This window comes from Pseudofrankia coriaricola (genome assembly GCF_001854805.1).
GTDB lineage: Bacteria > Actinomycetota > Actinomycetes > Frankiales > Frankiaceae > Pseudofrankia.
Window position 1 is genome coordinate 38,080 of sequence record NZ_MBLO01000244.1, and the last position, 19,440, is coordinate 57,519.

At 73.6% G+C, this 19,440-nt stretch carries 14 protein-coding genes, 1 tRNA gene, 1 pseudogene and 1 riboswitch; of the genes and pseudogenes, 14 read left to right on the forward strand and 2 right to left on the reverse strand.

Annotated elements, in window-relative coordinates; translation table 11 throughout:
- Positions 1–192 precede the first annotated feature (192 nt).
- From BCD48_RS34165 to der, 9 genes are all read left to right on the forward strand, one after another.
- Positions 193–1,179 (forward strand): ParA family protein, encoded by a 987-nt coding sequence (locus BCD48_RS34165; protein WP_071052521.1) that lies wholly within the window; start codon positions 193–195, stop codon positions 1,177–1,179.
- Between the two features lie 592 nt (positions 1,180–1,771).
- On the forward strand, positions 1,772–2,461 hold the full coding sequence (locus tag BCD48_RS34170) for a M50 family metallopeptidase (protein WP_071052522.1): 690 nt from the start codon (positions 1,772–1,774) through the stop codon (positions 2,459–2,461).
- A 185-nt stretch (positions 2,462–2,646) separates the two neighbouring features.
- Positions 2,647–3,744 (forward strand): segregation and condensation protein A, encoded by a 1,098-nt coding sequence (locus BCD48_RS34175; protein WP_241842216.1) that lies wholly within the window; start codon positions 2,647–2,649, stop codon positions 3,742–3,744.
- 107 nt (positions 3,745–3,851) lie between these two features.
- Positions 3,852–4,613, forward strand: coding sequence for an SMC-Scp complex subunit ScpB (gene scpB / locus BCD48_RS56040; protein WP_083419627.1), 762 nt, complete (start codon positions 3,852–3,854; stop codon positions 4,611–4,613).
- A gap of 279 nt (positions 4,614–4,892) precedes the next feature.
- Positions 4,893–5,651 (forward strand): pseudouridine synthase, encoded by a 759-nt coding sequence (locus BCD48_RS34185; protein WP_241842217.1) that lies wholly within the window; start codon positions 4,893–4,895, stop codon positions 5,649–5,651.
- Between the two features lie 2 nt (positions 5,652–5,653).
- On the forward strand, positions 5,654–6,823 hold the full coding sequence (locus BCD48_RS34190) for a prephenate dehydrogenase (RefSeq protein ID WP_083419624.1): 1,170 nt from the start codon (positions 5,654–5,656) through the stop codon (positions 6,821–6,823).
- Positions 6,824–7,017: 194 nt separating this feature from the next.
- Positions 7,018–7,800 (forward strand): (d)CMP kinase, encoded by a 783-nt coding sequence (gene cmk / locus BCD48_RS34195; protein ID WP_071052523.1) that lies wholly within the window; start codon positions 7,018–7,020, stop codon positions 7,798–7,800.
- Entirely contained in the window at positions 7,797–8,759 is a 963-nt protein-coding gene (locus BCD48_RS34200; RefSeq protein ID WP_083419625.1) for a lysophospholipid acyltransferase family protein, read from the forward strand. Before cmk ends, BCD48_RS34200 begins: the two co-directional genes overlap by 4 nt.
- A 320-nt stretch (positions 8,760–9,079) precedes the next feature.
- Positions 9,080–10,462 (forward strand): ribosome biogenesis GTPase Der, encoded by a 1,383-nt coding sequence (der, locus tag BCD48_RS34205; RefSeq protein ID WP_071052524.1) that lies wholly within the window; start codon positions 9,080–9,082, stop codon positions 10,460–10,462.
- Positions 10,463–10,629: 167 nt separating this feature from the next.
- Here der and BCD48_RS34210 read toward each other — a convergent pair.
- A tRNA-Pro gene (locus tag BCD48_RS34210) sits at positions 10,630–10,703 on the reverse strand.
- A gap of 338 nt (positions 10,704–11,041) precedes the next feature.
- Positions 11,042–11,503, reverse strand: a complete 462-nt coding sequence (locus BCD48_RS51675) for a hypothetical protein (RefSeq protein WP_071052525.1) — start codon at positions 11,501–11,503, stop codon at positions 11,042–11,044.
- A 415-nt stretch (positions 11,504–11,918) separates the two neighbouring features.
- Here BCD48_RS51675 and BCD48_RS34220 point away from each other — a divergent pair, with 415 nt between their 5' ends.
- The 5 genes and pseudogenes from BCD48_RS34220 to BCD48_RS52630 form a co-directional block, all read left to right on the forward strand.
- Positions 11,919–13,208, forward strand: coding sequence for a class F sortase (locus BCD48_RS34220; RefSeq protein ID WP_241842218.1), 1,290 nt, complete (start codon positions 11,919–11,921; stop codon positions 13,206–13,208).
- A gap of 668 nt (positions 13,209–13,876) precedes the next feature.
- A riboswitch (cyclic di-AMP (ydaO/yuaA leader) is annotated at positions 13,877–14,073 on the forward strand.
- Positions 14,074–14,076: 3 nt separating this feature from the next.
- Complete coding sequence (locus tag BCD48_RS34225; RefSeq protein ID WP_071052526.1) at positions 14,077–15,159, forward strand: C40 family peptidase; 1,083 nt, start codon at positions 14,077–14,079, stop codon at positions 15,157–15,159.
- A gap of 562 nt (positions 15,160–15,721) precedes the next feature.
- Positions 15,722–16,345 carry a cardiolipin synthase ClsA gene (gene clsA / locus BCD48_RS34230; protein WP_071052527.1) on the forward strand — a complete coding sequence of 208 codons (624 nt, stop codon included), beginning with the start codon at positions 15,722–15,724 and terminating at the stop codon, positions 16,343–16,345.
- An 11-nt stretch (positions 16,346–16,356) separates the two neighbouring features.
- The gene (locus BCD48_RS34235; protein ID WP_071052538.1) at positions 16,357–18,897 is read left to right on the forward strand and encodes a mannose-1-phosphate guanyltransferase; all 2,541 of its coding nucleotides are present in this window, start codon (positions 16,357–16,359) and stop codon (positions 18,895–18,897) included.
- Between the two features lie 196 nt (positions 18,898–19,093).
- Positions 19,094–19,440: pseudogene (locus tag BCD48_RS52630) on the forward strand (hypothetical protein); the annotation flags it as partial.

The window sequence follows — 19,440 nt, forward strand, 5'->3', positions numbered from 1 at the left end:
CGCGAGGCCGGCCGGGACAGGTGGTAAGCGGATTTGGCGGATGCACGCGACACGCCGTGATGGGGCCACCCATAGCCGCTTACGGCCCGTCTTGTCGGTACGCTCCAGTCGCGGCCAAGGTCTGCTGCTGGACCAGCGGCTGGTGCTGTGCCACCGGCCGTGCCGCCCCTCGCGGAAATGGCAGGTTCATTCGTGGCTGGATTCTCCGACGCGCCCTCGGTGGGCGGTGCTTCCCGGGTGCCCTTCGGTGAGGTCACCATCGAGAAGCCGCGGATCCCCGAGGAAGGCCGCCTCGAGCTGGCCCACGACGACGACAAGGTCGGCCAGCGGGGTCCGACGGGACGGCCGATGCCGCTGTTCCCGGTGCCCGAGCCGCTGACGTCGCACGGTCCCGCCTGGGTGCTCGCCATGTGCAACCAGAAGGGCGGGGTCGGCAAGACCACGAGCACCATCAACCTGGGCGCCGCGCTCGCCGAGTACGGCCGCCGGGTGCTGCTCGTCGACTTCGACCCGCAGGGCGCGCTGTCGGTCGGCCTGGGCATCAACCCCAACCAGTTCGAGCTGACCGTGCACGACCTGCTGCTCGGCGGTGGTGACACGGACATCAACGACGTCATCATCGAGACCCAGGTCGAGAACCTCGACCTGCTGCCCAGCAACATCGACCTGTCGGCCGGCGAGGTGCTGCTCGTCAGCGAGGTCGGCCGCGAGCACAGCCTGACGCGCACCCTGAGGCCGGTCCTCGACGAATACGACGTCATTTTGGTCGACTGCCAACCGTCGCTCGGCCTGCTGACGGTGAACGCGCTTACGGCCGCCGACGCCGTGATCATCCCATTGGAGTGCGAGTACTTCGCGCTGCGTGGTGTCGCGCTGCTGCTGCAGACCATCGACAAGATCAGGGACCGGCTCAACTCCCGCCTCGACCTGGCCGGGATCCTCGCGACCATGTACGACGCCCGCACCCTGCACGCCCGCGAGGTGCTCGCCCGGGTCGTCGAGCGCTTCCCGGACGAGGTGTTCCACACGGTGATCAACCGGACGGTCCGTTTCCCGGAGACGACCGTCGCCGGCGAGCCGATCACCACCTACGCTCCGACCTCCGTCGGCGCGGCCGGCTACCGCCGTCTCGCCCGCGAGCTCATCTCCCGCCGGGTGACGCCGCCGGTTGTCGGCTAGGGCGGCGGGCGCTGGACGCGCCGCCCGCCTGTCGGACGCTGAGCGGCGTGCGGCGCTGGACGCGCGCCCTGCCTGTCGGACGCTGAGCGTCCTCCCTGCGTGGTGACGGCTACATGCGTATGGCCGTGGTTGCTGTGGTGCTGGGTCGAGGACGTGGCTGGGTTGGTGCTGCGCTTGAGGCGCCGTCACCTCGCTGTGGTTGCGTGTTGCCTGGGTCTGGCGGTGCTCCTGGCTGCTGGCCGCTGGCGGTGGCGGGGGTGGTGCCAGGCTGAGGACGTGGCTGGGTTGGTGGTGCGCTTGAGGCGCCGTCACCTCGCTGTGGTTGCGGGTCGCCTGGGTCTGGCGGTGCTCCTGGCTGCTGGCCGCTGGCGGTGGCGGGGGTGGTGCCGGGCTGAGGACGTGGCTGGGTTGGTGCTGAGCCAGAGGCGCCGTCGCCATCCCTGGCGTTGCGCGGGTCAGTAGCTTGGGTGCCCGGCCACCCGCCTGGTCGCCGCCCGCTGGGGGAAGTGCGACCCGGGAGTGGGAGAATCGGCGCCTACTTCGGCGTTGTAGGGACGACGGAGACGGACGAACTGGAGGCGGACGACCTCTCGTGCTGTTCCACCTGGCCGAGCCCGCGGCGCTGCTCGGGATTTTCCTTGCCCTGGTCATCGGGGTCTACGCCCACGACACCGCCCAGATCTTCGCCGCAAGGCTGGTGCGCGACCCGACGCCGCTGCGGTCCGGGCGGCTGAAGGCGAGACCGCTCCCGACCCGGGTGGGCCCCTTCAGCGCGGTCGCGATGCTCATCGCCGGCAACGGCTGGACCGAGCCGATCCGGATGAACGAGGTCTGGCGCAAGCGCCGGTTCCACGTCAGCGCGGCGATCCTCGCCGGGCCGCTCGCCTACCTGCTGCTCGCCTTCGGGGCGTTGGCGGGGGTCGCGGGCCTGTCCGAGCCGGCCACGCTGGTCATCGGCGACCGGACCATCGAGTACGACAGCATCGACAGCTTCCCGGCGGAGCTGCTGCTCTCGATGGCCGTCACCTTTGCCGCCATGTTCATTCTGAGCCTGATCCCGATCCCGCCGACCGACGGCGGCCGGTTGCTGTTCCTGCTCGGCCCGCAGTCACCCGGCTGGCGCAACGCGAACTACAAACTCACCGAGACCCACCTCGGCATCATCCTGCTGCTGGTGATCCTCCTCGTTCCGATCCTGCTGCCGAGCCTTCCCTCGATCGTCGGCCAGCTCGTGCCACCGCTGCTGCGCGGCCTCGGCGACATCGTCGGCATCAGCCTGTAGACCAGCGGCGGCCTGTCGGCCAGCGGCACGCGGTTGTCCGTAGCTGGACCGGACGTGTTCGCACGGGGTGCTCAGGTGGCCATGTGCCGGCGCCACGCTGCCGCAGGCCGCCGGCCTGGGCACGCGGCCGGGCGCTGTGGGCGGCATGTCCGCGGGCCGTCGGTGATCGGCGGTAACGTTGCGCCATGCCGCCGGCTCACTCCTCCCTCCCCTCGGGGACGGCCGGGCTGCATGCTGTTCCCGACCCGACCGACCCGACCGACCCGACCGACCCGACCGACCCGACCGACCCGACCGACCCGGGCGGTGAGGCCGGTGAGGCCGCGGTCGGCCCGGCCGCCGATGCGCCCTCACCCGACATCCCGGGCCCGCAGGCGAGGCCCGATCACGCGGACAGCGGCCCGCTGGACGGGGTGCTGACCGGGCGGAGCGGGCGCTCAGATGTGTTCGTCGTCGAGCTGGAGAACTTCTCCGGGCCGTTCGACCTGCTGCTGTCACTGATCGCCAAGCACAAGATGGACGTCACCGAGGTGGCGCTGGCCAAGGTCACCGACGAGTTCGTGGCGCACATCCGGCGGCTCGGCGACCGGTTCGACCTCGGGCAGGCCACCGAGTTCCTGGTGATCGCCGCGACCCTGCTGGACCTGAAGGCCGCCCGGCTGCTGCCGTCGTCGGGCAGCGAGACCGACGACGAGGACCTCGCGCTGCTCGAGGCGCGTGACCTGCTGTTCGCCCGCCTGCTCCAGTACAAGGCCTACAAGGAAGCCGCCGCGATCTTCCAGACGCTGATGGCGCTGGAGGCCCGGCACACCCCGCGGGCGGTGCTGCTGGAGCCGCGCTACGCGGCCGCGCTGCCCGAGGTGCAGATCACCATCGGCCCGTCGGAGCTGGCGGCGCTCGCCGCGAAGCTGCGGGAGCCGGTGCTGCCGCCGCTGGTCGCCACCGACCACGTGCACGCCCCACGGGTGAGCGTTCGCGAGCACATGCTCGTCGTCATCCAGCGGTTGCGGGAGCTTGGTGTCGCGTCGTTCCGCACGCTGTGCGTCGGCTGCCTGGAGACGATCGAGGTCGTCGCCCGGTTCCTGGCGCTGCTGGAGCTGTTCCGCGAGGGCCGGATCTCCTTCGAGCAGGACCTGCCGCTCGGCGAGCTGGTCGTGCGCTGGTCCGAGCAGCAGCCGGACAACCTCGACATCGGCGGCGGCCTCGTCCCGGTCGCCGAGCTGGCCGCCCGCAGCAGCTTCGACGAGGACGAGGACGGCGTGCACGACGAGGAGGGGCGTTGACCGAGGCCACCGGTGACACCACGGGTACCGGCGACGGCGAGACCGCGGGCGGCATCCCGTGGCCGCGGGTCATTCCCGACCGTCCCCCCGAGCCGCGGGCCGACCCCATGGCCGACTCGACGGACGGTGCCGCCTCGGCGGACACCGCCGCCCCCGACACATCTGCTCCCGACACATCTGCTCCCGGCACGTCCGCCCCTGACAGGCAGGGCCGCGAGCCTGGCGCGGCGGCGGACGTGGCCACGGCGGCGGACGCCACGGACGCGGCAGGCGCCACGGACGCGGCGGACAGGACGGAGGCCCCGGACGCGGCGGACACCGCGGACCGGCCGCCGCTGCGGACGCTCGTCGAGGCGGTGCTGATGGTCGCCGAGAAGCCGGTCGGCGTCGCCGAGTTCGCGACCGGGCTGGAGGCGCTGGCGCTGGACGTCGAGCGGGTGCTCGCCGAGCTCGCCGCCGAGTACCGCCGCGACGGCCGGGGCTTCGACCTGCGCCACGTCGGCGGCGGCTGGCGCTTCTACACGGCGGAGGACTGCGCGCCGTGGGTGGAGAAGTTCGTGCTCGCCGGGCAGATGTCGCGGCTGTCACAGGCCGCGCTCGAGACGCTGGCCGTCGTCGCCTACCAGCAGCCGGTAAGCCGCGGCCGGATCTCGGCGGTCCGCGGCGTCTCCGCCGACGGCGTGATCCGGACACTGACCGCCCGCGGGCTGGTCGAGGAGGCCACCACCGACCCGGAGACCGGCGCGATCCTCTACCGCACGACCGACTACTTCCTGGAGCGGATGGGCCTGCGTTCCCTGGACGAGCTCCCGCCCCTCGCGCCGCTGCTGCCTGGCATCGACGACATCGAGGACATCATCGCCCCCTGACCCCCGCCTCACTTCTGCGCCTGGCTGTCCGTGGGGTCCCCCGGGTTCCTCCCGGATCGGCGACAGGGTTCCTGCCGGATCGGCGGAGCCGATCTGGGAGGTAAGCGATCTGGGAGGTCTGCTGGGAGGTCCGGATTGGCCGCCGAATGGCGTAGACCCGGACGTTCCGGTGTGGGTTGGGCCGACACCTAGCCAATCGGTGGGGGAGGCCGTGATGAACTGGAAGGGGACCCGTCGGCGATGAGGCCGTCGGGCGCGGCGAGGGACGTGGTGGAAGCGGTGGCGACGGTGGTCGAGACGGACAAGCCCGAGGGAATCCGGCTGCAGAAGGTGCTGGCGGCGGCCGGCGTCGGCTCGCGCCGGCACAACGAGGAGCTGATCGACGCCGGCCGGGTACGCGTCGACGGGCAGGTCGTCCGTGAGCAGGGCCGCCGCGTCGACCCGGAGACGGCGGTCATCGAGGTCGACGGTGAGCGGGTCGTCACCAGGACCGGGCTGATCCACCTGGCGCTGAACAAGCCGCGCGGCGTGCTGTCGACCATGGCCGACGACCAGGGCCGCGCGACGATCGCCGAGCTGCTCACCGAGTTCGGCTCGCATCCTGGCCTGTTCCACGTCGGCCGGCTCGACGCCGACAGCGAGGGCCTGCTTCTGGTCACCAACAACGGCGAGCTGGCGCACCGGCTCACCCACCCGTCCTTCGGCGTGCCCAAGACCTACCAGGTCGAGGTCAACGGCCCCGTCCGCAAGGAGACGCTGCGCTGGCTGCGCGTGGGCGTGCAGCTGTCCGACGGGCTGGTGCGGGCCGACAACGTCCGCGTCATTGACCAGGCCGGCTCCCGGGTGCTCATCGAGCTGGTGCTGCATGAGGGCCGCAACCGGATCGTGCGCCGGCTGATGGACGAGGTCGGCCATCCGGTGCAGCGCCTGCTGCGCACCGAGTTCGGCGCCGTCCACCTCGGCAACCTGCGCTCCGGCCGTGCCCGCCACCTCACCCGCTTCGAGGTCGGCGCGCTGCACAGCGCCGTCGGCCTGTAGCTGTGGCCGCTGTCCATGCCGCGCCAGCCGATCCGTCGGCCGGCCGCGCGGCGGCGGCGAGGCCGCATGCGGCCGGCGGCTCCCCGGCGGAGCTGCCGCGCCGCGTCGGCATCGTCGGGTCCGGCCTGATCGGCGCGAGCATTGGGCTGGCGCTGCGCCGCGTCGGCGTCGAGGTGCTGCTGCGCGACACCGACCCCGAGCAGGTCAAGCTCGCGGAGGCGATGGGCGCGGGCACCCTCTGGCAGGGCGAGCACGTCGACCACGCCGTCATCGCGGTGCCGGCGCACGCGATAGCCCCCGAACTGCGCGCGGTCCAGCGGGCGGGCCTCGCCGTCACCGCCAGCGATGTCGCGAGCGTCAAGAGCCGGCCGATCGCGGAGGCGGTCGTCGCCGGCGTGGACCTGACGACGTGGTGCCCGGCCCACCCGATCGCCGGCCGGGAACGCGGCGGTGCCGCCTCCGCGCAGGCGGACCTGTTCGCCGAGCGGACCTGGGTGCTCTGCCCGATCTCGCAGACGGACGCCGCGGCTGTCGCCGCCACCGAGGCGCTCGCGCGGGCCTGCGGCGCGCTGCCGGTGCGCGCCACCCCGGACCGCCACGACGAGGCGATGGCCGCGCTGTCCCACCTGCCGCAGGTGGTCGCGAGCCTGCTCGCCGCCGCCGCCCCGCACCTGGCGCCCGGCGAGGTGGCGCTGGCCGGGCAGGGATTCCGGGACACGACCCGGCTCGCCGAGTCCGACCCGGCGCTGTGGTCGTCGATCCTGGAGGGCAATCGCGGGCCGGTCTCGGCGCACGCGCGCCGCCTCGCCGCCGAGCTCGGCGCGCTCGCCGACGCGCTCGACCATGCCTCCGAGGCCAGCGTCACCAAGGTCGTGACCGACATCATGGAACGCGGCCGGACCGGCCGGGCGCAGCTGCCGAGCAAGGCGGGCGGGCAGGCGGCCCGGCCGTGGGGCTGGGTCGGCGTCGTGCTCGACGACCGGCCTGGGCAGCTGGCCGCGCTGCTGACCACGGTCGGCGGCTGGGGGGTCAACCTCGAGGACGTCGCGCCGTTCGAGCACAGCCTCGACGCGCCCGCCGGCGTCATGGAGCTCGCCGTCGCGCCCGACGAGGCCGGCCCCCTGGTCGACCGCCTCAACGCCGCCGGCTGGGTGGCATACCGCCGCTCCTGAGCCCCGCGCCGGGCTGGCGGGCGGGGCGGCGGCGTGGGTCTCGTCACCGGCGCGCAGCCTTGGGCCGTGCCGCCGGTCATGATCCGACCGGGACGAGTAGCCTGATCCCGGCCACGGCGAGTATCGGCGGGTGGGGACGGTACCCCGCGGGCGTGGGCGCAGGTGTGCAAGGACATCCGGACGGAGGGCACGGGGTGGAGCACGACCACGGATCCGGATCGCCGGCAGGCGGCGACGCGGCGGCGGCTGGGCATGGACCCGGGCTGGTGGTCGCGGTCGACGGGCCCGGCGGTTCGGGGAAGTCCACCGTGGCGAAGGCGGTCGCCCGCCGGCTCGGCCTGCGCTACCTCGACACCGGCGCGATGTACCGCGCGGTGACCCAGCTCGCGCTCGAGCAGCGTGTCGACCTGGAGGACACCGAGGCCGTCGCCCAGCTCGCCGAGCGGGCCACGATCACCCCCGGTACCGACCCCGACGGCCCGACGATCGCCGTCAACCAGGTCCGGGTCGACGCTGAGATCCGCACCCGGGCAGTGACCAACGCGGTGAGCGCCGTGAGCGCGGTCGAGGCGGTGCGCCGCAGGCTCGTCGCCCAGCAGCGGCAGATCGTCGCCGACGCGGTCGGAACCACCGGCGGCATCGTCGTCGAGGGCCGTGACATCGGCACGGTCGTCGCCACGGACGCGCCGGTGAAGGTGTACCTGACGGCGTCCACCGAGGTGCGGGCGCTGCGCCGCTCGCGTGAGCTGGGGGAGAAGGGCGTCGACGACGTCGCCCGGACGCTCGCCGAGCTCGGCCGGCGCGACGCGCTGGACAGCACCCGCACGGTCGACCCGCTGCTGGTCGCGCCGGACGCCCTCGTGCTTGACTCGACCGGGATGTCCATCGACGAGGTCGTGGGCTTGGTGTTGCGCCGCTGCGGCGAGGCGGGCTTCGTCGTGCCCACCGTCGCCGGCACCCCCGGGGCGGCGTCGTGAGCACGGGCGACGACGTGCCCGCTGATCCGCCGCCCACCCACGTCACCGAGGCAGCGGAACAGGTGCAGGCGACGCAACCGGCGCCTCCGGCGGCCGGTACCGAGACGGCGCGGGCCGGCGAAGTGGTCCCGGCCGGCGTCCCGGCCGGCCAGGTGGTGCTCGCGGTGGAGCCGGCGCCGGCCGTGCCGCCGTCGGCGGGAGCCAGCCGGAGGACCACGGGGAAGGCACCCGCGCTGACCGCGGCGGGGCCCGCGCATCGGGGCGCCGAGTCGCCGCCGTACAACGACATCCTGCACCGGCTGCTCAAACCGCCGGTACGCTGGGTGCTCAACCATGTGGTGATGCGGATCCGCCTGGAGGGCGTCGACAACGTCCCGAAGGGCGAGCCGCTGATCTTCGCGGGGAACCACTCGAGCTGGCTCGACGGGCCGCTGGTCGTCATCGAGTCGCCGCGCACGGTCCGGTGCCTGACGAAGGTCGAGATGTACAAGGGCATCCTCGGCTGGCTGCTGCGCCTCGTCGGGCAGATCCCGATCGACCGCGGCAAGGCCGACCGGGTCGCGCTGCACACGGCGCTCGACGAGCTCGCCCGTGGCAACGCGATCGGGGTCTTCCCCGAGGGCACCCGCGGCAGCGGCGAGATGGCTGCCGTGCAGCACGGCATCGCCTACCTCGCGGTGCACGGCCGCTGCCGGGTGCTGCCGGTGGCCTGTCTCGGCACGGGCGGCGCGCTGCCGAAGGGGGCGCACTGGCCGAAGCGCTCGGCTCGGGTGCGGGTGGTCTTCGGTGAGCCGTTCACCGTGGAGATTCCGGCGAACCCGCGGTCGCGCAAGGCCTTGGCCGCGGTGGCCGAGGACATCAGGGTTCACCTGGCCGATCATCTGACCGCCGCCCGGTCGGGCGCCCCGGCGCCGGAGATCGCCGCCGGGAACACGGAGGCCGGTCGGCGGGCTGAGTAGGGCGGCGGTACGGCGGTACCCCGGCGAGCGGGGCACCGCCGGCCGCGTTCTGGCCGGCGCCGGGCGGGCCACGGCCGGGCGGGCCACGGCCGGGCGGCCCGCACGGGCCGCGTCGCCGCCCGAAGTGGACGATGGTTGCCAGGCGCCAGCCATGGCTCTCCGCGGACAGGCGCGACGGGCCACGGCGCGAGGCGCCTAGGTGGGACAGACGGTCGGCGTAGGACAGTCGACGTGGCAGACGAAGGATGACAGCCGGAGTCGGGGCAGGCGGTGACGCCGCCCGGACCGACGACGCGGGAACGACAGGAAGCAGTACGACGGTGACGACACAGGACAGCCCGAGCCAGGACAGCCCCGCCGTGGGCACCGCATCCGGGGGGCAGCCGGTGCTCGCCGTCGTCGGCCGGCCCAACGTGGGCAAGTCGACGCTGGTCAACCGCATTCTCGGCCGGCGGGCGGCCGTCGTCGAGGACGTTCCCGGCGTCACCCGCGACCGGGTCGCCTACGACGCGACCTGGTCGGGCCGGCGGTTCACGCTCGTCGACACCGGCGGCTGGGAGCCGGACGCGAAGGGCCTGGCGGCCCGGGTCTCGGCCCAGGCTCAGTCCGCCCTCGCGACCGCGGACGCGGTGCTGTTCGTCGTCGACGCCGTCGTGGGCGCGACCGACGCTGACGAGGCCGTCGCCCGGGTGCTGCAACGGTCCGGCCATCCCGTGGTGCTCGCCGCGAACAAGGTCGACGACCAGCGGCTGGAGTCCGACACCGCCGCCCTGTGGAGCCTGGGGCTGGGGGAGCCGTACCCCGTGTCGGCGCTGCACGGCCGGGGCAGCGGAGACCTGCTCGACGCGGTGCTCGCCGCCCTGCCCGAGGCGCCGGCGGAGCGGTTCGACGACGAGGACGGCCCGCGCCGCGTCGCGCTCGTCGGCCGGCCCAACGTCGGGAAGTCCAGCCTGCTCAACAGGCTCGCGGGCGAGGAGCGCTCGCTGGTGCACGACGTCGCCGGAACCACCCGGGACCCGGTCGACGAGGTCGTGACCGCGGGCGGGCAGCCGTGGCTGTTCATCGACACGGCCGGCCTGCGCCGCCGCGTCGGCCAGGCCAGCGGCGCCGAGTACTACTCGTCGCTGCGCACCGCGGCGGCGATCGAGGCGGCCGAGGTCGCGATCGTGCTGCTCGCCGCCGACGAACCGCTCACCGAGCAGGACCAGCGGGTCATCCAGATGGTCGTCGACGCCGGCCGGGCTCTCGTGCTCGCCTTCAACAAGTGGGACCTGCTCGACGAGGACCGCCGGCTCACGCTCGAGAAGGAGATCACCCGCGACCTGGCCCGGATCGCGTGGGCGCCCCGGGTGAACATCTCCGCGCGCACCGGCCGGGCGACCGACCGGCTCGCTCCCGCGCTGCGCACCTCGCTGGAGAGCTGGGGCAACCGCATCCCGACGGGCCGGCTCAACGCGTGGCTCGGCGAGGTCGTCGCCGCCACCCCGCCGCCCCCGCGCGGCGGCAAGATCCCCAAGATCCTGTTCGCCACCCAGGCCGGTGTGCGCCCGCCGCGCTTCGTCATCTTCTCCACCGCCTTCCTCGAGCCCGCCTACCGCCGCTTCCTGGAGCGCCGCCTGCGGGAGGACTTCGGCTTCGTCGGCTCGCCCGTGGAGATCTCCATCCGCGTCCGCGAACGCGACGACCGCCGCCACGGTCGCTGAGCCCGGTCCGTCGCGATCCGGCGTGCTGCCGCGCGCCAGATCACGACGGGCTCCGCTGGCCGGTCAGCTCGCCGCGCGGGATGATCGCGTGGCGGGCTGCCACCCCGGATGTGCCAAAGGCCGTTGATCAGGGCTGGAAGCCCTGATCAACGGCCTTTGGCTACCTGTCGGGACGACAGGATTTGAACCTGCGACCCCCAGACCCCCAGTCTGGTGCGCTACCAAACTGCGCCACGTCCCGAGTGTGATGCCGCCGCGGTCCAGTGACCATTCCGGCGACGAGGGACACGTTACCTGATCTGCGGGCGCTGTGGTTGGCGGGGTCCGCGGGTCCCGGCGGATTCGTGTTCCGTGGCGGTGGGCGCCCCGACGGGGTCGGGGCGCCCACCGAGGGTGGTCGCCGTGGGCGCGGGTCGCGCGGGACCGGTCCGGCCAGGCGGAGTGGGCGTTCGCCTGGCCGGAACCGGAGCGCGCGGTGGTCTGTCTCGCGGCCGTCCGACCTCAGCGGGCCGGATCGGCCGGGACAGCCGACGTCGACCGTCGGGGCGGCCCGGGCGGGGCCGCCGGCGGACGGCTGGGTCAGATGGTGCCCTGGCCCCGGCGGCGGTTCACGACGCCGACGGTCAGCAGGATGGCGCCAAGGCCGGCGCCGGCCAGCGGGAGGACGGGGGTGGAGTTGGTGGCCATGCCGCCACCGCCCGCGGCGACGCCGCCGGGGCCGCCGCCGGGGGCGCCGCCCCCGCCGCCGCCCCCGCCGCCCCCGCCGACACCGACACCGACACCCGCGCCGACGACGCAGTCCTTGTCCTTGTCGCGGTCGCCGAGGATGCCGTCCTTGAACCAGTCGTCATTCCTGCCGTCGTCCGTGCCGTCGATGCAGTCCTTGTCCCTGTTCTTGTCGTCGAGGGCGCCGTTGTCCTTCCGGTCACCATTGCCGTCCGCGGCCTGCGCGATCCCAAGGCCGGGCCCACCGATGGTGAGGATGACGCTCGCGGCGCCGGCCAATCCCAGCAGGGCTGCACTACGTCCCAGGCCCTTCATCAGGTCCCCTCTCTCGCAGATTGTGACTTTCACATGACTGCGAGTGACACCATAGCCACTCCTTGGCCAAATCCTGAGCAGCCCGCATGGGCGTGGTGAGCACCTGGTGAGTGGCCGGAGAATCAACGGCGGGGTTCGGGGCCCCTGGCGGCGGTTGCCTGCGGCGACGGGGACCGCCCCGTTCCCGCCGGTTTCCTCCGGCGCCTTTCCCGCGATCCAGGACGGGTTTTCCGGAATTCGGGACCACAGCGTTGGCCCTGATTGTCTTCCGCGTGCGTCCTGTCCCTTTTTCCTGTCCCGTCCGGGCGCGCCGTTGATTCACTGCCGGATACGGCGTCGGTGACGCGGACAACGGGCTTCGGCGCCATAGCATGCACGCCGTCGGGTGCCGGTGGCACGGGAAGGGGCGAGCATCGTGGGCGGTGCGTCAGAGCGTGGCGGCCGGCGGCCCGGTCCGCGGGCGGTCGCCGCGGCCGGACGGCCCCGGCGGCCCGACCCCCGGCCCGACCGCCTCGGCGCGGGGCCCGAGCAGGTGGCCGGCTCGGACCGCCTGCTGGACCACCGCGGGCCCGCGCGGGGCGACGGGCTTCCTCGGGACCGAGGCGTCGCGAGCGGCGGGCGCCAGCGTGCCGCCGTTCGTGAGGACGGCCTCGACGCCCTCCTCGACTCCACCGAGCCCGTGGCCCTGGGCCCGGCCCGGACCCGGGCGACCGCTCGCGCTCGTCTGCGTGGCAGGTCCCGGGCCGGCATGCCGTCGGCCGGGCCGCCGGACAGGCCAACGGGCCGGTTCGGGTCGAAAGCCCGGCTGACCTGGCCGCTGGTGCTGGCCGGGCTGGCGCTGGTCGCCCTCAGCGGATACCGGCTGGCCGCTCCGGAACTCTCCGCGGTCGAGGCGCCGTCGGCCGGCCGGGTGCTGCCGCCTCCGGTCACCGCGACGGCCTCGGCTCCGCCGGCCACGGCGAGCCCCGCGCCACTGCTTCCACCGCCTGTGGTGGCCGACCCGGTACGGCTGCGGATCCCGGCGATCGCGGTGGACGCGCCCGTCGTCGGCCTTGGGCTGACGCCGCAGGGCGCCATCGACGTGCCAACCCAATGGGGCGACGTCGGGTGGTACAAGCCGGGGGTTGCCCCAGGCGCCGTCGGGCCCGCGGTGCTCGTCGGCCACTACGACTCGAAGAAGGGGCCGGCTGTCTTCTACCGGCTGCGCAGCCTGCTGCCAGGGGACCAGCTGACCGTCGTGGGCGTGTCCGGGGCGAGCGTCACGTTCGTCGTCGACCGGTCGGAGACCGTGTCCAAGGCGGCGTTCCCGACGCAGCGGGTCTACGGCCCGGTCACCCGCCCGGAGATCCGGCTCATCACCTGCGACGGCGGGTTCGACGAGCGGACCCACCACTACCTGGACAACCTCGTTGTCTACGGCCATGCCATCCCCACACCGGTCGTCCCGCCCGCCCAGGGCCTCCCGGCGGCGCCCGGTGCCACACCCGCGGCCGTGCCGACGCCCGTGGGTGTGACGCCACCCGTGTCGCCCGCCGGGGCCCAGCCCACGCCGTCGGCCGGCACCCCGGCGGGAGTGGCATCCGCCGCGCCCGTGTCCGCCCCGCCGGCGTCGGCCGGATCCGCGTCGGCCGGGCTCACGCCGCCCCCGCCCGCCTCGGTCGCTCCCGCCGTGCCCTCCGCCGCCACTCCGCGGCCATCCGGGTGACGGCGCCGCCGCGCCCACCGCGGTCGTCGCCCGGTGGCCGGGCCGTCCGCGGCCACGCCCTCCGTCGGCCGTCCGCAATCAGGCCGCGACTGTCGGCCTGACCGCGCCTGCTGGTCCGACCGTGTCTTGCGCTCTGCCGAGGACCCTGTGGTTTCGGCGGCTCGCGCCAACCCGCCCACAAGATAGTCAACGCTGTTGACGCGACGGGACCGGCGCGACGATCTTCGTCGCGCCGGCGGCCCTTTGGTGTGGGATGGGCGGAGGTCGGGTCGCCGTGGCATGCCGGTCGCGGCGGGTGTGTCGCGTTGCGACCACGCGCGTCTGTTTCGGCCCATTCGTCCGGTAGGGCCCTTGGACCCTAGAGCGATCCGGGACTTTAGTCCTGCACGAACTGGGCTCGGTGGGCCCCGAGGGTGTAATTTCTCTCGGCCGACCCAACGTCGGATCAATCGACTGGGCCGCGCTGGCGCGGGATGGTTCGCAACCCCTGACGCCGATGACGATTTCTCCTGGTTGGGCGTGTGGGCAGAGCCGGTCGGAACGAGGCGGACATCTCATCGAAACCTGCTGGGAGGTGTCCAATTGTTGTGTTTACGGTGGTTGGAGGTGCCGCTGGGGGATCGACTATGGTCAGCGATGCAACATTCTTCGCCTAAGGCACCAAATCGTCAGGCCAAACGCCGAGTCCTGCCCCTGGTCTGAACACCCTCCGACAAGCCGGGGCAGGAGCGGGGGACCCAAGGTCTCACCGGGCAACGCCGGAACACCGGCCGCGTCCTCGGGGTGAAGCTGCCGCAAGGCAGCCGGGTGGCGTGAACCCCGCCCGAACCCGACAGCTGACCTCGCAGGCGTCAGGGAAGGACGCGCGTTGTCCCGTCGTGGCATGGCCTGGCTCCCGGACGACTGGGACGAGCTTGTGCGCGGCCGGCATCGCACGGACGGCGCCCCGAACGGGGCCCGCCGGCGGACCGGCAACCAACCCCGCCGGGTCAGCACGATCGCCGCGTTCACGACCGGCACGCTCGCAGTCTCCACCGCCGCGTTCGCCGCCACGGTCCCCTCCTCGGACTCGCCCTCGACCGTCGACACGAACCCGCAGAACAGCAGCACCACCTACGAGGCGAGCGCCCTGGGCGCCGCGTTCGGGGGCGGGGGCGACGAGAGCGGCGCCAGCGGCCTGGGCCGCGCCGTGTCCGACGGTTCCGGCTCGGGCGGCCTCGCGGGAGCGGTGGCCGACTCCGGCCCGGTCTTCACCAACCTGACGCTCACCGCGGACCACACCACCGTCCAGCCCAACGCTCCGGTCGTGTTGACCGTCAAGGCGAGCGAGGCTCTCGACGGCTCGGCGCTGGTCCGCCAGAAGGTGAAGATCGTCGTGGTGGACGGGCCGAAGTGGCAGGCCACCACCACCCTCACCACTGACGACCAAGGCCAGGCGAGCATCACCGCCCGGCTGCTGTCGACCACCACGCTCACCGCCGTGTTCGACGGCGGCAGCACGCTGCGGCCCTCGGTGGCCGGCGCGACCACGATCACGATCCAGCAGCGCAGGAGCGACGACTACCTCGACACCGGCGTCCCGTCGGTCATCCAGGGCAGCACCATCGGCGAGAAGGCCGTCTACCTCGCCTCGCTGCAGAAGGGCAAGCCGTACGTCTACGGCTCGGAGGGCCCGTACTCGTTCGACTGCTCGGGCCTCGTCCAGTACGTCTTCAAGCAGCTCGGCCGCAACCTGCCACGCACCGCCGAGGCACAGTACTGGGCCACGACGCACGTCGCCCAGTCGGGCAAGCAGCCGGGCGACCTGATCTTCTACGGCAGCCCGGGCAACATCTACCACGTCGGCATCTACGCCGGTAACGGTTACATGTGGGCCGCCCCGCAGACCGGTGGTGTGGTGTCCCTGCGCCCGATCTACAGCTCGACCTACCTGGTCGGCCGGGTCATGTGACGGGACGCGGCCAGGCGCGGAGCGCCCCGGCCGTGTCTTCGTCTCCCGGACGCTTCGCGCCCGACCAGCCTGGATCCCGATGCCTGTTCATGGCGGGGGTAGCTCTTCTTCGGGCCCGGTGAGCCAGGTCCAGTCGGCGGCGGACGGTTCCCCGCGGCTATTTCCCCGCGGGCGACGGTGTGGACGAGGCTTCATGCGTCCCGCGGCCGGAAGCCGGTGATCCTCATCTCCTTCTGATCCGGCTGACCTGGTCCGCCGCGGCGGTCTGCGGCCGGTGCCGAGCCCTGCCCGGAACGCGCGGCGGGGCTGCCGGCGCCACGGTCCGCGCCGCGGAAGGCCCGGGTTACGCCCTCAGTGCCGGCGCCCGGTCGGGCGCGCTGTCCTGCCCGCCCTCGCCGCGCCCGCGTGCATGGTCATCGACTAGCGTCTTGCCTCCAGAGGGCGCGCCGATCCTGCCGGGCGCGCCACGGTACGCGTGTGCCCGACGCGGGCAGGACATTTCCGCGTCTCCTTTGGCCCGTAATCTTGCTGGCAGGTCGCCGCTGAGGGGAGGAAATGCCGCATGACGAGCGCCTCCGCCCCCAGCGACCGGATCTGGACCATCCCGAACCTGCTGTCCGCGCTGCGCCTGCTCGGTGTACCCGTCTTCCTGTGGCTCGTGCTCGGCCCGCACGCCGACTGGGTGGCGCTGGGCATCCTGGTCTTCGCCGGCATCAGTGACTATCTCGACGGCCGGCTCGCTCGGGCCCTGGGCCAGACCAGCCGCCTGGGCATCCTGCTCGACCCGCTCGCCGACCGGCTCTACATCCTCGCCACCATCGTCGCCCTCGCCGTCCGGGGGATCATTCCCTGGTGGCTGTTCGCGGCGATCGTCGGCCGCGACGTGTTCATCACCCTGCTGCTCATCCCGATGCGCCGCCTGGGCCTGGGCACCGCGCTGCCGGTGCACTACCTGGGCAAGGCGGCCACCTTCAACCTGCTGTACGCCTTCCCGCTGCTGCTGCTCGCCGACGGTCACGGGACGGTCTCGACCGTGGTCCGCCCGCTCGGCTGGGCGTTCGCGATCTGGGGGACCGCGCTGTACTGGTGGGCCGGGCTGCTCTACGCCTTCCAGGTCGCCGGCATCGCCCGGGCCCGCCGGCAGGCCGCCCGGGGCCGGCCGTCCCCGGCGGGAGGCTCGCCGTGAGAGCCGTGGTCATGGCCGGCGGGGAGGGCACCCGGCTGCGGCCGCTGACCGCGAACGCGCCCAAGCCGCTGCTGCCGGTCGTCAACCGGCCGATCATGGAGCATGTCCTTCGGCTGCTGAAGCGGCACGGCTTCGACGAGACGGTGATCACCGTCCAGTTCCTCGCCGCGATGGTGCGTACCTACTTCGGTGACGGCGACGAGCTCGGCATGCACCTGTCGTATGCCACCGAGTCGACGCCGCTGGGCACCGCGGGCAGCGTGAAGAACGCCGAGGCGGCGCTGCGCGACGAGCAGTTCCTGGTGATCAGCGGCGACGCGCTCACCGACATCGACCTGACCGAGCTCGTCGCCGAGCATCGCAAGAACGGCGCGCTGGTCACCGTCGCCCTCAAGTCGGTGCCGGACCCGCTGGAGTTCGGCATCGTCATCGCCGGCGAGGACGGCCGGATCTCCCGCTTCCTGGAGAAGCCGACCTGGGGCCAGGTCTTCTCCGACACGGTCAACACCGGCATCTACGTCATGGAGCCGGAGGTGTTCGACCACGTCCCGGCCGGTGAGCCCGTCGACTGGTCGGCCGACGTGTTCCCCCGCCTGGTCGCCGCCGGCGCCCCCGTGTTCGGGCACGTCGTGTCCGGCTACTGGGAGGACGTGGGCACGATCGCCAGCTTCCTTCGGGTCCAGGCCGACGTGCTCAACCAGCAGGTCGACGTGGAGATCGGCGGTTTCGAGGTCTCGCCGGGGGTGTGGGTCGGCGAGGACACCGACGTCCACCCGGACGCGGTGCTCAAGGGCCCGCTCGTCGTCGGCGACTACTCGAAGGTCGAGGCCGGCGCGGAACTGCGCGAGTTCACCGTCGTCGGCAGCAACGTCGTCATCAAGCAGGGCGCCTTCCTGCACCGCGCGGTCGTCGGTGACAACGCGCTGATCGGCGCGCGGACCAACCTGCGCGGCTGCGTCATCGGCAAGGGCACCGACGTGCGTCGCGCCGCCCGCGTCGAGGAGGGCGCCGTCGTCGCCGAGGCCTGTGTCGTCGAGGAGGAGGCGTTCATCTCCCACGACGTGCGGGTCTACCCGTACAAGACGATCGAGGCCGGCGCCGTCGTCAACACCTCGGTCATCTGGGAGTCGCGCGGGCAGCGGTCGCTGTTCGGCCCGCGTGGCGTCTCCGGCCTGATCAACGCCGAGATCACCCCGGAGCTGGCGGTCCGGCTCGCCGCCGCCTACGCGACCACGCTGCGCAAGGGCGCGACCGTCACCACCGCCCGCGACGGCTCGCGCGCCGCCCGGGCGCTCAAGCGCGCGGTGATCAGCGCGCTCACCACGAGCGCGATCAACGTCCGTGACCTGGAGGTCGCGGCCATGCCGGTCGCCCGGTTCGACGTGCGCACGTCGGACGCGGCCGGCGGGATCATCCTGCGCACGACCGAAGGCGACCCCGAGCGCATCGACATCGTCTTTCTCGACGCCGACGGCGACGACCTGTCGCCCGCGGCGCAGCGCAAGCTGGACCGGGTGTTCTCCCGCCAGGAGTTCCGCCGTGCCTTCCCCGGCGAGATCGGCGACCTGCGGCTCCCGGCGCGCACCGCCGACCGCTACACCCAGGACCTGCTGGACCAGGTCGACACCTCCGGCGTCGCCGAGGCCGACCTGAAGGTCGTCGTCGATCCCTCCGGCGGTGCCGCGTCGCTGGTGCTGCCGACGCTGCTCGGCCGGCTCGGCGTCGACGTGCTCACGGTCAACAACCGCCTCGACGACACCGTCACCACCCACACCGAGGCGCAGCGCCACCGCGCCGTCGAGCGGCTCGGCGAGCTGGTGGCGAGCTCCCGGGCGGCGTTCGGGGTCCGGTTCGACCAGGTGGGAGAGCGGATCACCATCGTCGACGAGCGGGGCGACCTGATCGACGACGACCGGGCGCTGCTGGTCTTCCTCGACCTGGTCGCCGCCGAGAACCGGGGCGGCGAGGTGGCCGTGCCGGTCACCACGACGCTGGTCGCCGACCAGGTCACCCAGTTCCACGGCCTGACGGTGCGGCGCACGTCGCTGTCGGCCGCCGACCTGCCCCGGGTGGCGCGCGACCCCAGGGTCGTGTTCGCCGCCGACGGGCGCGGCGGGTTCGTCGTGCCCGAGTTCGGCGCGGCGCTCGACGGGCTCGCGGCGTTCGTCCGGCTGCTCTCGCTGGTCGCGCGCACCCGGCTGACCCTGTCCGCGATCGACGCGCGGATCCCGCCGGTCGCGGTCGTGCGCCGCTCGGTGCCGACGCCGTGGGCGGCCAAGGGGACGGTGATGCGCCGGGTCGTCGAGTCGGTCGACGCGGCCGCCGGGCACGTCATCGACACGACCGACGGCGTGCGGGTGGTGCGCCCGGACGGGGCGTGGGTGCTGGTGCTGCCCGACCCGGCCGAGGCGGTCACCCATCTGTGGGCCGAGGCCGGCGACCGGGACGAGGCCCGCGCCCTGCTGCGCCACTGGGCCGCCGTCGTCGAGGCCGACCACCGCGACCGCGCGTCCACATCCCACGGCCAGTACGGCCCTCACAGCCACCACTGACGCGGGCCGGTGACGGTGAGGGCGCCGACACGGCCGGGCGCCCGCGCGGGTGCGCTGCGCGCCAGTGGCTTCGGCGTCGGTGAGAATGCCCGGTGTGCGCGCGCCCGGATCGGCCCTGACCCCTGGACCGGGCCTCCAGACTCGCGAAACCCCTCCAGCGTCCAGGTCCCCTGGGGCGGCGGCCCCGCTCGCCCTGGTGGCCGCTGGGGCGCTGGATCCGGCCTACCGCGCCGCCGCGGCGCGCCGTGCCCGGCGCGCCGGGCCGGCCGAGGCCACCGGCGGGGTCGGTGCGGCCCGTGCCGCCGCGGCCCGCCGCCGGCCGTCGCGACTGGTCACCCTCGCGCTGGCCGCCATGGTCGGGCTGCTGCTGGCCGACGCGGCCGGCACCTGGCGGGCCGGCGCGCCCGCCAGGGCATACGCCGACGCGGCGCTGATCACCGAGCGCGACCGCCGCGCCGCCGACGTCGCCACGCTGACCGGCCGGGCACGGACGCTGCAGGCCGACGTCGACGCGGCCAGGGCCGCGCTCGCGCTCGGCGAGGG

Bases quoted from the DNA above. Each gene is read 5' to 3' on its own strand.
- BCD48_RS34175 (WP_241842216.1), top strand. From the start codon at position 2,647: ATGCCGCCGGCTCACTCCTCCCTCCCCTCGGGGACGGCCGGGCTGCAT.
- scpB (WP_083419627.1), top strand. From the start codon at position 3,852: ATGGCCGACTCGACGGACGGTGCCGCCTCGGCGGACACCGCCGCCCCC.
- BCD48_RS51675 (WP_071052525.1), bottom strand. From the start codon at position 11,503: ATGAAGGGCCTGGGACGTAGTGCAGCCCTGCTGGGATTGGCCGGCGCC.
- clsA (WP_071052527.1), top strand. From the start codon at position 15,722: ATGACGAGCGCCTCCGCCCCCAGCGACCGGATCTGGACCATCCCGAAC.
- BCD48_RS34235 (WP_071052538.1), top strand. From the start codon at position 16,357: ATGGCCGGCGGGGAGGGCACCCGGCTGCGGCCGCTGACCGCGAACGCG.